This is a genomic window from Burkholderia sp. MSMB1498 (genome assembly GCF_001526245.1).
Classification (GTDB): Bacteria; Pseudomonadota; Gammaproteobacteria; order Burkholderiales; family Burkholderiaceae; genus Burkholderia; species Burkholderia savannae.
The window spans coordinates 105,005-119,879 of record NZ_LOYJ01000053.1 but is presented as its reverse complement, the minus strand read 5'-3'; the positions used below and the strand labels follow the sequence as shown (position 1 = coordinate 119,879).

Here is a 14,875-nt window from a genome sequence, read left to right as displayed (position 1 = left end):
TCCCGCGATCGCAAGGATTTACCGCATGATTGTCGCTATTGACCCGATAGGCCGAAGGGTTATCGCGCGCGCCCTTGCCGCACGGGCTTCAGACGGGTGTTTGCCGCAGCGCACGATGTCGGCGCCGCATGCGACAAGGTGCGAATAGACGAAAAAAAACCCGCCGGGAAGGCGGGTCGAAGTCGCTGCGCTCATTCTGTCCGTCGGGCGGCGAAGCGTGCGTGCGCCGCGCCGTCCCGGGTTCGGGGATGAATCCGATTATTCGACGTGCTCGCCGTGCAGGATCACGTCGAGGCCCTCGCGTTCTTCTTCCTCCGTCACGCGCAGGCCGATCACGAGATCGATCACCTTCAGCAGCACGAAGCTCACGATGCCGCTGTAGACGAGCGTGATCAGCACGCCCTTCGCCTGCAGCAGCAGGCTGCCGTCGGCGCCGCCGATGTCCTTGACCGCGAACACGCCCGTCAGCAGCGCGCCGAGAATGCCGCCCACGCCGTGCACGCCGAACGCGTCGAGTGAATCGTCGTAGCCGAGCTTCGACTTGAGCCACGTGGCCGACCAGAAGCACACGACGCCCGCGGCGATGCCGATCACGAGCGCGCCCGCGACGCCGACGAAGCCGGCCGCCGGCGTGATCGCGACGAGGCCCGCCACCGCGCCCGACACGATGCCGAGCACCGAGGGCTTACCCTTCGCGATCCACTCGGCGAACATCCAGCCGAGCGCGGCGCACGCGGTCGCCACTTGCGTCGTCAGCATCGCGAAGCCGGCACGGCCGTCCGCCGCGACCGCGGAGCCCGCGTTGAAGCCGAACCAGCCGACCCACAGCATAGAGCCGCCGATCAGCGTCAGCACGAGGTTGTGCGGCGCCATCGCCTCACGGCCGTAGCCGACGCGCTTGCCGAGCACGAGGCACGACATCAGGCCCGCGATGCCGGCGTTGATGTGAACGACCGTGCCGCCCGCGAAGTCGAGCACGCCGTCGGCCGACAGCCAGCCGGTCGGTTCCCAGACCATGTGCGCGATCGGCACATAGACGATCAGCGACCAGAGCGTCATGAACACGAGCATCGCCGAGAACTTCATCCGGTCGGCGAACGCGCCGCAGATGAGGGCGGGCGTGATGATCGCGAACGTCATCTGGTAGACGAAGTAGACCGTCTCGGGAATCGTCGGCGCGAGGTGGCTGACGGTGAGCGTCGTCGCCTTGTCGCCGTGGATGTAGTTCATCCCGGACAGGAACACGCGCGAGAAGCCGCCGATGAAGCCGTTGCCCGGCGTGAACGCGAGGCTGTAGCCGACGACCGTCCAGAGCACCGTGATCAGCGCGGTGATCGCGAAGCTCTGCATCACGGTGGCGAGCACGTTCTTCTTGCGAACCATGCCGCCGTAGAAGAGCGCGAGGCCCGGAATCGTCATGAACAGCACGAGGGCGGTCGACGTCAGCATCCACGCGGTGTCGCCCGAATTGATCTTCGACGAATCGACCGAGAACGGCGCGGTCGGCGCGGCGGGTGCGGCGGCGGCCGATGCCGGCGCGGCGGCCGAAGCGGCCGCGGATGCGTCGGCCGGCGCGGATGCGGCCGGCGCCGAGGCGGCAGGCGCGGACGCGGCGGCGGCGCTCGCCGACGTGTCGGAAGCCGCTGCGGCCGAGGCGGCTGCGGGTGCCGACGACGCGTCGTCGGCCATCGCGGCGCCGATGCCGCCCGCAAGCAGCGAGCCGGCCATCAACAGTGACATCAGTATTTTGCGCATCTTGGATTTCCTCTTATCGCTCGTGTCTCTTGTTACAGGGCGTCAGCGCCCGTCTCCCCGGTACGGATCCGAATCACCTGCTCGATCGCCGTGACGAAGATCTTGCCGTCGCCGATCTTCCCCGTGCGTGCCGCACGCTCGATCGCCTCGACGGCCTGATCGACGAGATCGTCCGACACCGCGGCTTCGATTTTCATCTTAGGAAGGAAATCGACGACGTACTCGGCGCCGCGGTACAGCTCGGTGTGCCCTTTCTGGCGGCCGAACCCCTTGACCTCCGTCACCGTGATGCCCGAGACGCCGAGGGCCGAGAGCGCCTCGCGCGTCTCATCGAGCTTGAACGGCTTGATGATTGCGGTAATCAGTTTCATGAAGTCCTCTCGCTATGGTTGTCCCATCAGTGCAGCAATGTGTAGCGGAACATCTACAGCAACTCGCATGCCATGTCGGCTCATGCAGGTCTTGAAAGGCTTTCAGGCAGATTTCCGCCACGGATGCGCGCTTGCGCGAACGCAAGCGCGCCTTGGCCGAACGGCCAACGCGGGCCCGGTTTGCTGGCGCACTGAAAGGAAGGTTGTTAGAGTGCACGCACGTCCGGCGCACGGCGAACGCGGCTTCACGCGATCGAATGCCCGGAAAACGGGCCTGCGAGCGCACCAATTTCGGTCATGCGCGATTCGTGGGCACGACGGCAACGGCTATTGCACAGATTTTGTGCACCTGGAAGGGGAACACCATGAAGCAACCCAGCGACGTTTTCAACGACCTGCAGGCGCGTATCGGCGATCTGCTGAAAAACTCGCCGGCCAAGGATGTCGAGCGCAACGTGAAGGCGATGCTCACGCAGGGCTTCTCGAAGCTCGATCTCGTCACCCGCGAGGAATTCGACACGCAGGCGCAAGTGCTCGCGCGCACTCGCGCGCGGCTCGAGGAACTCGAGAAGCGCGTCGCCGAGCTCGAACAGAAACTGGCCGACGTCCAATCGTGACGGCCGCCGCCGCTCGCATTCGCTGAAGCGGCCCATCCCAGCAGCTCGCGCCACGCCGGCAAGCGCGCATCGAAACCAATCTCCGGACGCCACGGGCGGCGCCATCCGCGCCGCCCGGTCCGGTCCACGCGGAGTCGAATCATGTCGCTTGCCGTGGTGCGCAGCCGCGCGCCCGCTGCCGGCCGCGCGCCGGAAGTCACCGTCGAAGTCCATCTCGCCAACGGGCTGCCCTCGTTCTCGATCGTCGGGCTGCCCGATCTCGAGGTGCGCGAAAGTCGCGAGCGCGTACGCGCCGCGCTGCAGAATTGCGGCTTCGAATTCCCCGTGCGGCGCATTACCGTCAACCTCGCGCCCGCCGACCTGCCGAAGGAGTCCGGCCGCTTCGACCTGCCGATCGCGCTCGGCATTCTCGCCGCGAGCGGCCAGCTTCCGGCCGATGCGCTCGATGGCCGCGAGTTCGCGGGCGAGCTGTCGTTGACGGGCGCGCTGCGCCCGATGCGCGGGGCGTTCGCGATGGCGTGCGGCGCGGCGCGCGCGCAGCAGGCGGACGAAACCGGTTTGGTGGCGGATGGCGAACCGGCGGCGGCGCCAAGCGCCGCCGAGCTCTACCTGCCGCTGCCGAGCGCGGGCGAAGCGGCGCTCGCGCCGGGCGTGACGGTGTACGGCGCGGCTGATCTGCCCGCGCTGTGCGCGCATCTCGCCGGCGCGCCGGACGGGCGGCTCGCGCCCGTCGCCGCACCCCGCCTCGACGATCTGCCTGCCGCATCCGCCCCCGACCTCGCCGACGTGATCGGCCAGACGGGCGCGAAGCGCGCGCTCGAAGTCGCGGCGGCGGGCGGCCATCACATGCTGATGATCGGGCCGCCGGGAGCGGGCAAGTCGATGCTCGCCGCGCGTCTGCCGGGCCTCCTGCCGCCGCTCAACGACGACGAGGCGCTGACGTCCGCCGCGATTCTTTCATCGAGCCGCGCGGGCTTCTCGCCCGCTCAATGGCGGCGGCGTCCGTTTCGCGCGCCGCACCACTCGTCGAGTTCGGCCGCGCTCGTCGGCGGGCGCAATCCGCCGCAGCCGGGCGAAATCACGCTCGCGCACCTCGGCGTGCTGTTCCTCGACGAGCTGCCCGAATTCGACCGGCACGTGCTCGAGACGCTGCGCGAGCCGCTCGAGGCGGGCCGCATCACGATCTCGCGCGCCGCGCTGCAGGCGGATTTCCCGGCCGCATGCCAGCTGATCGCGGCAATGAATCCGTGCCCCTGCGGCTGGCGCGGCGACCCCGGCGGCCGTTGCCGCTGCTCGCCCGACGTCGCCGCGCGCTATCTGCGCAAGCTGTCCGGGCCGCTTCTCGACCGCATCGACATCCAGATCGAAATTCCCGCGCTCACGCCCGCCGAGCTGGCCGAGCGGCCGGCGGCGGCGGGCGAATCGAGCGCGGCCGTCGCCGAGCGCGTCGCGCTCGCGCGCGTGCGGCAATTCGCGCGGCAGCGCAAGACCAATCACATGCTGACGGGGCGCGAAACCGATACGTTCTGCCGTCCGGACAGCACGGGCGAGACGCTGCTGCGCGAAGCGGGCGAGCGGTTCCGCTGGTCGGCGCGCGCGCACTACCGGGTGCTGAAGGTCGCGCGGACGATCGCGGATCTCGCGGGCGACGAATCGCCGAGCGCCGGGCAGATCGCCGAGGCGATCCGGTATCGAAGGGTGTTTTCGCCCGCCTGAGCGCCTATCGCACGACAGTCCGCCGCCCGGCGACAGGAAGAACGGCGCGCTCGGCGATGCAGGCTCGAATGCGCGGCGCCGTCGCGAGCCGCTCGGCGGCCGCACGTCATCGGCCGCCCGTCGGGCGGAGTTCCAGCAGCAGATAGTCGCCGTCCTCGGATACGCCCGAATCGATCTCGACGAACCCGTGTGCGCGATAAAACGCGAGTGCGCGCTCGTTCAATCGCAGGCATTTGAGCCGATAGCGCGTGGCGGGCCAGCCGGGCAGCGCGCGCAGCAACGCGCTGCCTATTCCCTCGCGCAGCCGCGAACCCGCAACGTACAGATGGTGGAGAAAGCAGTCGGGCTCCCACACCGAGATGAAGCCGACGATACCCTCGCGCGGCGCTTGCGCGACGAGCAGCGATTCGCCTCGGGTGTGTTCGTCGAAATCATCGAGCGCGAAGCCGTCGGCGGGCAACCAGACGAACGTGCCGCGGCGCGCGCGCAAATAGAGCCGGCGCAACGCGGGCTGGTCGGCGGGGGCGGCGGCGCGAACGAGAATCGTCATGGTCGTATCCGCGGACGGTAGGCAAAGAAGTATCCATGGCCATCTCGGCGCCTGCTTGACGCCTGCTTGACGGACCGTGCCGAGCCGCGATCGGGATGCCCACCGGGTTACGAGCGGCACGAAATCATCGCCTCGGCAACCGGTCGATCGACGCCCTCGCACGGCCGGCGATCGCCGCCATTCAAGCAGCGATTTTCAAGCGGCGCCTGCGTGACGCAAACGCGGAAAGGCGTTCGAAATGCGTTCCGGAATCGTCGCTCGCCGCCACGCGAGCGTCGCGCAATGGGTCCGGTAATCTCCGCGCCCGACGCGCTGCTGCCGAGGAAGAGGGCGCGGCCAGGCCGGGCGATCGTACCGCGAAGCGACGACGGGAAGCAGCGGCAAATCGTAATATAGTACGCCGATTGACGCACCGAACCTCAACGACGACACCGTCCGGCGTCCCGCGCCGCGAGCATTCGCGACGCCGCCGGACCGTCCAGGATTGGCCTTCCCTGACTGGAGCGATCGCGCATGGCCTTGCTGCCCGGCACCCTCACCATTCCCGACCGGCGCGAACGCGCGCGGCACCGGCTGCTGATGTTCCATCACGCGTGCGGCTCCGCGACGAATTACTACAGATGGGCGGCCGCGTTTCCGGCCCACATCGAGGTATGGCTCGTCGAGCTGCCGGGCCGCGGCAGAAGCCTCCACCGCCCCGCATTCGACACGCTGCCGCAACTGCGCGACTACCTGCGCGAACTCGCCCCCGAGCTTCCGGCCGATTACGCGATCTTCGGCCACAGCATGGGCGCGCTCGTCGCGTATTGCTTCGCGCACGATATGACGCAACTCGGGCGTCCGCCGCGCTGGCTCGGCGTGTCGGGAGCCGATTCGCCGTTTGCGGCGTCGCGACGCCGCGCGCATCCGGTCCACGCGCGTCCCGACGCGGCGATCGTCGATCATCTCGCGTCGCTCGGCGGCACGCCGCCCGAAGTCTTCGCGCACGACGAGCTGCGCGCGATCCTGCTGAAGCTCGCGAAGGCGGATTTCCGGATCGTCGAGGCGTTCTTCCCACTCGCGTCGCCGACGCCGCTGCCCGTGCCCGTCACGGTCTTCGCCGGCAAACGCGATGCGGTGCTGTCCGAGGACGGGCTGCACGACTGGCGGCGCGCGTCGACGCTCCCGATCGAACGCAAGACGTTCGACGGCGGACATTTCTATCTGCTCGACACCCCGTCCGCGGTCCGCGACGCGATAGAAGCCGCATTGACGAAGCACGAACGGCGCTCGAGCCTGCCAGCCACCCCGCAACCGGAGGAAGGCGGCACGGGCGCCGGCATATTCGACGGAGCGCGCTGCGCCGGTTAGCCGCAACGCCCGGCGCCTTCGTTTGCCCGGCAAATGTGGTTCAGGCGTCGCGCCACGGCCCGGCGGACCTCGCCCGCGATCAGACGAGCACCAAAGCGCGGCGCGCGAACGTGCGATCGCCACATCGACGCTCGATGCGCGAACGCGCCGGCAAGCTGCCGGCCGGCACTTTCCCGCCCCATTTCCGGCCCCCCTTTTCCGGCCCATTCCTCCTCCAGCCGGCCAGCCGACGTCGGCCAACGCGCCGCGCGAGGCGAGCGGAGACCGCCGGAGCCGGCCTCCCCCCGCCGTCAGCGGCCCTCCGCGCACAGCTTCGAGGTCGGCCACTTTCGATCGATTGGCAAAAAAATGCCTGTCAAGACTTGACTTATGCACAATTAGCGGAAACCGACCCGACTATCGCGCGCCCCAGCGATCACTTGAAGCCTATTTTGCAATGCATTGATTTTATTGATTTTTTGCAAGTGCGAAGATTGCGGGCAATCTAACTGAAAGCCCCTCCGGTGGGCCTTTGCCGCCCACCCGCCGAACTTTTCAACAAAGTTATCCACACAGTCTGTGGATAGCCGGAAAAATCCCGCAAAATCCGGCGATTAGCCACCGTTCTTGCGAAGGAACTTTCACTTTCGCATCGGCTCTTAGGCGGCCTGCGTCGCCCGATCAATCGAGTTTTAACGAGCCGAAAAATTGTTCGAGCGCCTCGGATGCGAGCGGCGCATCGGATATCACGATCACTTCGTACACGTGCCGGCCATGCGCGACGAGCCGCGCAATCACCGTCTTCGACGCTCGCACGCCGGACGACGCCCCGCCCGCCTGCCCCTGCGCGCCGGACGCGCCGTCGGGCGCTCCGCTCATCCGCAGCTCGACGCCCGCCGCCTGGCCCCCGGCCGCGAGCGGCACGAGCACCGCCTGCTCGGCGGGCTGCGTGCGCAGATTGCGCGCCAAACCAGTGCGCAGATAGTCGAGCACCGCGTGCTGGGTCGCGTCGCGATCGTCCGGCAGCATCACCGTGCCGACCGCGAACACCGCGCCGCCAACGTGCGCCGCCTGCATCCGCATTTTCATCGGCGCCCCGCCGATCGCGACCGGATGCTCTTCGACGGTCGGCTTGGCCGGCAGGTCGATCGTGTAGCCGGCGTCGTTGTGCAGCGTGCGCCAGTCGTAAGCGGGCGAGCAGGCGGCAAGCGACGCGAGCGCGCCGAGCACCATGGCCGCGCGGCGCGCGCGGGCGCCGAACGACGCGACAAGCGTGCGCGCCGGCCGCCGCGGGCGTAAAGGAGCCGACAGGCCGGCCACCCCGGGCCGACGAAGCGGACGAAGCGAGCGCGCGTGGCGAAGAGCGGCACGAATCATGAAGAAAACGGGTAGCAATGAACGTTGAACGAAGCCGCATTATGCCGGCCGGCGCGAACGCGCGGCGCCGGTGCGCGCGCCAGATTGACGGTACAATGAGCGCCGTTCGCACCGGTCGGACGCCCCGCGCGGCGTCGCCCGGAGTCCGCATTCCAGAGGTCTTGCAGATGAGCCCCGCTCCCGCCCCCACCGGCCGCCGCGCCGGCCCGTTGCGCTACGTGGCGATCGCCGTCGCCGCCGTCGCGATCGCCGTCGCCGGCTATTTCGCGTTCAACGGCAAGTCCAGCGCGCCCGAAGCAACGTTTACGCTGTTGTCCGGCCAGAAGATTTCGACCGCCGCCGATCTGAAGGGCAAGGTCTATCTCGTCAACTTCTGGGCGACGAGCTGCGCGACCTGCATGCAGGAAATGCCGCAGATGGTCGAAACGTACAACCGCTTCAAGGGCCAGGGGCTCGAATTCGTCGCGGTCGCGATGAACTACGATCCGCCGATGTACGTCGCGAACTACGCGCAAACGCGCCAGCTGCCGTTCAAGGTCGCGCTCGACGACGGCAGCGTCGCGAAACAGTTCGGCAACGTTCAGCTGACGCCGACGACGTTCGTGATCGGCAAGGACGGCAAGATCCTGAAGCGCTACGTCGGCGCGCCGCAGTTCGCGGAGCTCGACCAGCTGCTGCAAAAGGCGCTCGACACGAGCGCATAAAAGCACGCAAGCGCGCAAGCCTTCCGGCCGCGCCGCCTCCCCTCGAACTCGAACGGATCGCTCGACGACGGGCCGCGTCAGCGGTCCGTTTCTCCCTTCGCCGTCAATCCGTAGCGTTTCATCTTCTCGTAGAGCGTCGCCTTGCCGACGTGCAGCTTGTCGGCCGTCGCGGCGACCGCGCCGCCCGTGCGGTTCAGCGTCTCGGCGATCACCGCCCGCTCGAATTCCTCGACGCGCTCCTTGAGCGACTGCCCGGCATCCTCTTGCGCGTCCCCTGCGCCCGCGTCGCCGACGATGCCCTCCGTCACGCCGAGCACGAAGCGGTCGGCCGCGTTGCGCAGCTCGCGCACGTTGCCCGGCCAGTCGCGCTGCATCACGCTCGCGCGCTGCCGATCGGTGAGAAGCGGCGCGGGGCGCCCGTAGCGAACCGCCGCGTCGAGCATGAAGTGCTCGAAGAGCGGCACGATGTCCTCGCGGCGCTCGGCGAGCGGCGGCAGCGCGATCGTCACGACATTGAGGCGATACAGCAGATCGCGCCGGAACGTGCCGGCCGCGACGTGCTCGCTCATGTCGCCCTTCGCCGCCGCGATCACGCGGCAATTCACGCGAATCGGCTGATTCGAGCCGAGCCGCTCTAGCACGCCGTCTTGCAGCACGCGCAACAGCTTCACCTGCAGCGCGAGCGGCATGCTCTCGATCTCGTCGAGGAACAGCGTGCCGCCCGACGCGTATTCGAGCTTGCCGATTCGGCGTTTCGCCGCACCGGTAAACGCGCCCGGCTCGTAGCCGAACATTTCGGATTCGAACATCGGCTCCGGCAGCGCGCCGCAGTTGACCGCGATGAACGGCTTGTCGCGGCGCGGCGACAGCTCGTGCAGGCTGCGCGCGATCAGCTCCTTGCCGGCGCCCGTGTCGCCGTTGATGAGGACCGACGCGTCGGTCGGCGCGACGTTCGCAATCAGCCGCCGGACCTGCTCGATCGCCGGGCTTGTGCCGATGATCCGCGGCGCGACGACGCCCTGCCCCGCGAGCTCGCGCCGCAGCGCGTGGTTCTCGAGCACGAGCGCACGCCGCTCAAGCGCGCGCCGCACCGTCTCGATCAGGCGCTCGGCCGCGAACGGCTTTTCGATGAAATCGTATGCGCCGTCGCGCATCGCCTGCACGGCCATCGAGATGTCGCCGTGCCCGGTGACGAGCACGACCGGCACGTCGGGCGTGTGCTCGCGGCACTGCGCCAGCAGATCGAGGCCGCTCGCGCCGGGCAGGCGGATGTCGGACACGATCACGCCGGCCGCATCGCCGACGATCGCCTTCTCGGCCGCCTCGACCGAACCGAACCCGACGACGTCGAAGCCCGCGAGCTGCAGGCTCTGCACGCCCGCGCGGCGCACGAGCTCGTCGTCTTCGATGTAGATCACTTGCAGGCGGTTCGCCATCTTCTGTCACCCAATGATGCTGTGCGGGCCGCGCGCGGACGCGCGCTCAGCTCGCGGCGGAAGTGTCCGGATGATGCGTGCGCGCGCGGCGCAGCGTCAAGACGAACTCCGCGCCGCCCGCCGGCGCGTTGCGCGCGGTGAGCGAGCCGCCCGCGTCGCGCGCGATCGACGACGAGATCGCGAGGCCGAGGCCGAGCCCGCGCCCCATTTCCTTCGTCGTGAAGAACGGCTCGAACAGCCGCGCGAGCGATTCCGGCGCAATCCCCGGCCCATTGTCGCGCACGACGATCGCAAGCGTCGCGGCCGTCGCGTCGATCGTCACGTCGATGCGCGGCGCGGCGGCCGCCGCGACCGCGTCGAGCGCGTTGCCGAGCAGGTTGATGAGCACCTGTTCGAGCCGCAGATCCTCGCAGCGCGCGACGAGCGCCGGCTCGTCGCGCGACGGATCGAAGCGCGCCGCTTCGGCGGGATCGCGCGTTTCGTCGCGCAGCGTGATCGCGAGCTCGACGCCCTTCAACCGCTCCTTGAGCAGCGCGAGCACGTTGCGCAGCGCGCGCGCGACGTGCGCCTGCTCGTTGCGCGGCTTCGCGCGCCCGACGAACAGCTTCAGCTGATTGGTGATCTTGCCCATGCGCTCGGTGAGCGCCGCGATCGCCTCGAGGTTCTCGCGCGCGGCCGCCTGATCGCCGCGGTCGAGCAGCACGCGCGTGTTGTCGGAGAAGCTGCGCAGCGCGGCGAGCGGCTGGTTCAGCTCGTGCGTGATGCCGGCCGCCATCTGGCCGAGCGCGGCGAGCTTGCTCGCCTGGACGAGCTCGTCGTGCGCCGCGCGCAGCTCGTGCTCCGCGCGAATCCGCTCGCCGACTTCCTGCTTGAGCCGCGCGTTCGCCTGCGACAGATCGGCCGTGCGCTCCTCGACGCGCCGGTTCAGCTCCGCATACGCGCTTTGCAGCAGCACGCGGCTGCGCAGCATCTCCTTCACGCGCGCGCGGCGGGTGCGCCAGTAGAACGCGAGCAGGCTGAGCGACACGAAGCCGAACGCGGTGACGATCGTCGCGTTGCGCGCGTCGGCGTCGACGGGCTCGATCGGCGCGAGCGTGACGAGCTGCCAGTCGGGCTCGCCGAGCAGGCGGCGCGTCGCGAGATAGCGCGGCGCGCGCCGCCCCGCGCCCATCCGGACGATCTGCGCATCGGGCCCGAGCACGCGCTCGACGCGCAGCGGCAGCGGCGTCACCGGATGCTGCGCGTACTGGCGCGTCTCGTGAATCGACGTCGCGATCGGCCCCGGCAGCGGCTTGAGCGTGTGGTACTTCCATTCGGGCACCGACGACAGGAAGATCACGCCGTGATCGTCGGCGACGACGAGCGGCTCCGACGCGTCCGCGCCCTGGAACCATTCGAGATTGAGCTTCACGACCGCGACGCCGATGATCTTGCCGTCGCGCCGCACCGGCTGCGAGATGTAGTAGCCGGGATCGCGCGAGATCGTGCCGATCCCGAAGAAGCGGCCCGTGCCGCCCTTCACCGCATCGATGAAATACGGACGGAACTGGTAGCCGATGCCGGTGAAGCTGTCCGGGCCGCGCCAGTTGCTCGCGGCGACGCACAGCCCGTTCGCGGCGATCACGTAAGTCGCCGTCGCGTGCGCGTGGCGGTTCATGTCCTCGAGGTACAGGTTCGCGCGGTTCACGCGGCGGCGATTGCCGGGCGCGGCGAGAACGTCCTGCACGAACGGGTGGCCGCCCAGCAGGTAAGGCAGCGATTCGTAGCGGTCGAGCGTGCTCTTCAGCGCGTTGGTCGTGCGGTCGACGCGCGCCGCCGCGCTGTCGCGCAGATCGGCGACGCCGCGCCGCCACGTGACGGCCCACGTGAGCGCGCACGCCACCGCGAGCATCGCGGCGAGCGCGAGAAGGACGAGCAGGCGGCGCTTCACGGTGACGGCTTCCGGACTGTAAGGATCGTCTATTGTGGCATAGCCCCCGCCCGAAAAGGCCGCGGGGCCGAGCGAAGCGCGCGTCGGCGCGCCCGGCCCGGCCCCGCCCGGCGCGGGCGCCGCTGCGCGCCCCGCCGTGTTCCCGCTCATCGTCAGACGCGGGCGGTTTCGCCCGCGGCGGCTTCGCCGTTGCCCGTGAGCGCCGCGCGCAGCTTCGCGCGGTCGAGCTCCTTCTCCCACGCGGACACGACGACCGTCGCGACGCCGTTGCCGACGATGTTCGTCAGCGCGCGGCACTCGCTCATGAAGCGGTCGATGCCGAGAATCAGCACCATGCCGGAGAGCGGAATGGTCGGCACGACGGCGAGCGTCGCGGCGAGCGTGATGAAGCCCGCGCCCGTCACGCCGCTCGCGCCCTTCGATGTCAGCATCGCGACCGCGAGCAGCGTGAGCTGCTGCATCCACGTGAGCTCGATGTTGGTCGCCTGCGCGATGAAGAGGACGGCCATCGTCATGTAGATGTTCGTGCCGTCGAGGTTGAACGAGTAGCCGGTCGGCACGACGAGGCCGACGACCGAGCGCGAGCAGCCCGCCTTCTCGAGCTTCTCCATCAGCTGCGGCAGCGCCGCCTCCGACGAGCTCGTGCCGAGCACGATCAGCAGCTCTTCCTTGATGTAGCCGACGAAGCGGATGATCGAGAAGCCGGTGAAGCGCGCGATCGCGCCGAGCACGACGAGCACGAACACGACCGAGGTCAGGTAGAACGTGCCGATCAGCTTGAGCAGCGGCACCAGCGAGCCGACGCCGTACTTGCCGATCGTGAACGCCATCGCGCCGAACGCGCCGATCGGCGCGAGCTTCGTGACGATGTGCACGATGCCGAACAGCACGCGCGTGATGCCGTCGATGAAGTCGGTGACGACGCGGCCCCGATCGCCGAGGTGCGCGAGCACGCTGCCGAACAGCAGCGCGATCAGCAGGATCTGCAGGATCTCGCCTTGCGCGAACGCGTCGATCATCGTGTTCGGGATGATGTGCATCAGGAAGTCGACGGTCGACTGGCCGTGCGCCTTCGCCGCGTACGACGCGACTTCCTTGCCGTTGAGCGTCGCCGGATCGATGTTGAAGCCGACGCCGGGACGCAGGATGTGCGTCGCCGCGAGGCCGAGCACGAGCGCGAAGGTCGACACGATCTCGAAATACAGCAGCGCCTTGCCGCCGACGCGCCCCACCTTCTTCATGTCCTGCATGCCGGCGATGCCCGTCACGACGGTGCAGAAGATGATCGGGCCGATCACCATCTTGATCAGCTTGATGAAGCCGTCGCCGAGCGGCTTCATGTCGACGGCGAGCGACGGGTAGTAGTGACCGAGGAGCACGCCGACGACGATGGCGAAGATCACCTGCACGTAGAGGACTTTATAGAACGGTTTCTTCACGATGGTTCCAGAGAAGAGAGAGGATGAGTCGAAGCCGGCCGGCGTCACGCGCGCGGACGAATGTCAGGGGTGCCACTCGCCCGCGCGGCTGCCGCGCCGCAACAAGCGATGGCCTCAGCGAATCCGAGGGAGGTGGACGAGGTGGGGCATCGAATGTCTCCTTGCTGTAGTAATGAGGCCCAGGCGGGCCTTGGGCGTTTACTTCGCAAGGTCGATGCCAGCCGCTCGATCAGGCTCAGCCTGTTGATTTCTCTGGCTTTTCCGAATCGTGACGAGCGCGCGCAATCCGGAAATCCGGATTTCCGGATTGCGGCTGTCCGGATCGCCGGACGATTCGTGCGCACCCGCGCATTTCGTCTGATGTTTCGGTGCGCGACGGCCCGCGCGGCGAGCGCGCCCGTTTGCGCGCAGAACGCCTGCCGTGCGAACGCGCCGCGCGCTAGACGACGCGCTCGCTGCGCAGTTGCGCGATCTCGCGCGCGGACAGGCCGAGCCAGTCGCCGAGCACGCGTTCGGTATCCGCGCCGAGCGCGGGCGGCGCACCGCGCACGGGCAGGCGCTCGCCGTCGAACCGGTACGGCGGCGCGAGCACGTCGACTTCGCCCGCGACCGGATGCGGCTGCCGCGTGACGAGCCCCGCCGATTGCGCGCGCTCCGACATGAGCGCCTCGCGCAAGCCGAGCACTTCGCCGCACGGGATGCCCGCGTCGGCGAGCGCGGCGAGCAGCGCGGCGCGCGGCCGGCGGCCGAGCTCGCGAAGAATCTCCGGCAGCAGTTCCGCGCGATTCGCGGCGCGCGCGATGTTCGTCGCGAAGCGCGCGTCGGCCGCGAGCTCCGGCCGGCCGATCACGTCGCAAAAGCGCGCGAACTGCTGGTTGTTGCCGACCGTGATCACGACGGGGCCGTCCGCCGCGTCGAACACGCCGTACGGGACGATCGACGGATGCGCGTTGCCGTAGCGCGGCGGGTCCTCGCCCATCATGAGCGCCTCCAGCCCGTAGTACGACGTGACCATCAGCCCGCAATCGAAGAGCGCCATCTCGATGCGCCGGCCGCGCCCCGTCGCGTGCCGCTCGTAGAGCGCGGCGAGGATCGCCTGCGCCGAGTACATGCCGGTGAAGAGATCCGCGACCGCGACGCCGAACTTCAGCGGCGGCCGCCCCGCTTCGCCGTTGAGCGCCATCAGGCCGGCCTCGCCCTGCACGACGAGGTCGTAGCCCGGCCGGCTCGCCTCGGGGCCCGAGCGGTCGTAGCCGGAGATCGCGCAATGAACGAGCCGCGGATTCAGCGCGGCGAGCGCGCCGTAGCCGAGGCCGAGCTTCTCCGCGCCGCCCGCCTTGAAGTTGTGCACGACGACGTCCGCCTGCGCGGCGAGCTCGCGCGCGATGCGCTGCCCCGCTTCCGTCTGCAGATCGACGCAGATCGAGCGCTTGCTGCGGTTCACGCTGTTGAAGTAGGTCGTCTCGGTATCGCCGACGCGCAGGCCCCAGTCGCGCGTATCGTCGCCGCGCGCCGGGTGCTCGACCTTGATCACCTCCGCGCCGAGATCGGCGAGCACCATCGCGCACCACGGGCCGGCCAGCACACGCGAGAAATCGAGCACCTTGACGCCCGCGAGCGGCTGCGCGCCCAGTTCGTTGCGCATCTTCGT

Annotated in this window: 12 protein-coding genes; 4 read left to right on the top strand and 8 right to left on the bottom strand. The window is 68.9% G+C overall.

The window, feature by feature from the left end; translation table 11 throughout:
• Window positions 1-258 precede the first annotated feature (258 nt).
• Together WS91_RS09625 and WS91_RS09620 are read right to left on the bottom strand one after the other, a co-directional pair.
• A complete protein-coding gene (locus tag WS91_RS09625; protein WP_038750581.1) occupies window positions 259-1,755 on the bottom strand; it encodes an ammonium transporter in 1,497 nt (498 codons plus the stop codon).
• A 32-nt stretch (window positions 1,756-1,787) separates the two neighbouring features.
• The gene (locus WS91_RS09620) at window positions 1,788-2,126 is read right to left on the bottom strand and encodes a P-II family nitrogen regulator (protein ID WP_027789049.1); all 339 of its coding nucleotides are present in this window, start codon (window positions 2,124-2,126) and stop codon (window positions 1,788-1,790) included.
• A gap of 365 nt (window positions 2,127-2,491) precedes the next feature.
• Here WS91_RS09620 and WS91_RS09615 point away from each other — a divergent pair, with 365 nt between their 5' ends.
• Both WS91_RS09615 and WS91_RS09610 read left to right on the top strand, forming a co-directional pair.
• Window positions 2,492-2,743 (top strand): accessory factor UbiK family protein, encoded by a 252-nt coding sequence (locus WS91_RS09615; RefSeq protein ID WP_004198021.1) that lies wholly within the window; start codon window positions 2,492-2,494, stop codon window positions 2,741-2,743.
• 141 nt (window positions 2,744-2,884) lie between these two features.
• Window positions 2,885-4,459 carry a YifB family Mg chelatase-like AAA ATPase gene (locus WS91_RS09610; protein WP_059670182.1) on the top strand — a complete coding sequence of 525 codons (1,575 nt, stop codon included), beginning with the start codon at window positions 2,885-2,887 and terminating at the stop codon, window positions 4,457-4,459.
• 106 nt (window positions 4,460-4,565) lie between these two features.
• On the opposite strand, the gene WS91_RS09605 is transcribed toward WS91_RS09610, so the two are convergent.
• Window positions 4,566-5,009 (bottom strand): GNAT family N-acetyltransferase, encoded by a 444-nt coding sequence (locus tag WS91_RS09605; protein WP_059644197.1) that lies wholly within the window; start codon window positions 5,007-5,009, stop codon window positions 4,566-4,568.
• Window positions 5,010-5,522: 513 nt separating this feature from the next.
• Here WS91_RS09605 and WS91_RS09600 point away from each other — a divergent pair.
• On the top strand, window positions 5,523-6,359 hold the full coding sequence (locus WS91_RS09600; protein WP_081989791.1) for a thioesterase II family protein: 837 nt from the start codon (window positions 5,523-5,525) through the stop codon (window positions 6,357-6,359).
• Between the two features lie 660 nt (window positions 6,360-7,019).
• On the opposite strand, the gene WS91_RS09595 is transcribed toward WS91_RS09600, so the two are convergent.
• On the bottom strand, window positions 7,020-7,571 hold the full coding sequence (locus WS91_RS09595; protein ID WP_059670197.1) for a hypothetical protein: 552 nt from the start codon (window positions 7,569-7,571) through the stop codon (window positions 7,020-7,022).
• Window positions 7,572-7,882: 311 nt separating this feature from the next.
• Here WS91_RS09595 and WS91_RS09590 point away from each other — a divergent pair, with 311 nt between their 5' ends.
• On the top strand, window positions 7,883-8,419 hold the full coding sequence (locus tag WS91_RS09590) for a TlpA disulfide reductase family protein (RefSeq protein ID WP_038750595.1): 537 nt from the start codon (window positions 7,883-7,885) through the stop codon (window positions 8,417-8,419).
• Window positions 8,420-8,496: 77 nt separating this feature from the next.
• On the opposite strand, the gene WS91_RS09585 is transcribed toward WS91_RS09590, so the two are convergent.
• The 4 genes from WS91_RS09585 to WS91_RS09570 all read right to left on the bottom strand — a co-directional run bounded on the left by WS91_RS09585 (window position 8,497) and on the right by WS91_RS09570 (window position 14,869).
• The gene (locus tag WS91_RS09585; protein ID WP_059670181.1) at window positions 8,497-9,855 is read right to left on the bottom strand and encodes a sigma-54-dependent transcriptional regulator; all 1,359 of its coding nucleotides are present in this window, start codon (window positions 9,853-9,855) and stop codon (window positions 8,497-8,499) included.
• A 46-nt stretch (window positions 9,856-9,901) separates the two neighbouring features.
• Window positions 9,902-11,935 carry a sensor histidine kinase gene (locus tag WS91_RS09580; RefSeq protein ID WP_059670180.1) on the bottom strand — a complete coding sequence of 678 codons (2,034 nt, stop codon included), beginning with the start codon at window positions 11,933-11,935 and terminating at the stop codon, window positions 9,902-9,904.
• A gap of 2 nt (window positions 11,936-11,937) precedes the next feature.
• Window positions 11,938-13,227 (bottom strand): dicarboxylate/amino acid:cation symporter, encoded by a 1,290-nt coding sequence (locus WS91_RS09575; protein WP_038750637.1) that lies wholly within the window; start codon window positions 13,225-13,227, stop codon window positions 11,938-11,940.
• Window positions 13,228-13,663: 436 nt separating this feature from the next.
• A complete protein-coding gene (locus WS91_RS09570) occupies window positions 13,664-14,869 on the bottom strand; it encodes a CaiB/BaiF CoA transferase family protein (protein WP_038750604.1) in 1,206 nt (401 codons plus the stop codon).
• Window positions 14,870-14,875: the final 6 nt, after the last annotated feature.

Bases quoted from the DNA above. Each gene is read 5' to 3' on its own strand.
- WS91_RS09605 (WP_059644197.1), bottom strand. From the start codon at position 5,009: ATGACGATTCTCGTTCGCGCCGCCGCCCCCGCCGACCAGCCCGCGTTG.
- WS91_RS09600 (WP_081989791.1), top strand. From the start codon at position 5,523: ATGGCCTTGCTGCCCGGCACCCTCACCATTCCCGACCGGCGCGAACGC.
- WS91_RS09595 (WP_059670197.1), bottom strand. From the start codon at position 7,571: ATGGTGCTCGGCGCGCTCGCGTCGCTTGCCGCCTGCTCGCCCGCTTAC.
- WS91_RS09610 (WP_059670182.1), top strand. From the start codon at position 2,885: ATGTCGCTTGCCGTGGTGCGCAGCCGCGCGCCCGCTGCCGGCCGCGCG.
- WS91_RS09615 (WP_004198021.1), top strand. From the start codon at position 2,492: ATGAAGCAACCCAGCGACGTTTTCAACGACCTGCAGGCGCGTATCGGC.
- WS91_RS09585 (WP_059670181.1), bottom strand. From the start codon at position 9,855: ATGGCGAACCGCCTGCAAGTGATCTACATCGAAGACGACGAGCTCGTG.
- WS91_RS09590 (WP_038750595.1), top strand. From the start codon at position 7,883: ATGAGCCCCGCTCCCGCCCCCACCGGCCGCCGCGCCGGCCCGTTGCGC.
- WS91_RS09625 (WP_038750581.1), bottom strand. From the start codon at position 1,755: ATGCGCAAAATACTGATGTCACTGTTGATGGCCGGCTCGCTGCTTGCG.
- WS91_RS09580 (WP_059670180.1), bottom strand. From the start codon at position 11,935: ATGAGCGGGAACACGGCGGGGCGCGCAGCGGCGCCCGCGCCGGGCGGG.
- WS91_RS09570 (WP_038750604.1), bottom strand. From the start codon at position 14,869: ATGCGCAACGAACTGGGCGCGCAGCCGCTCGCGGGCGTCAAGGTGCTC.
- WS91_RS09620 (WP_027789049.1), bottom strand. From the start codon at position 2,126: ATGAAACTGATTACCGCAATCATCAAGCCGTTCAAGCTCGATGAGACG.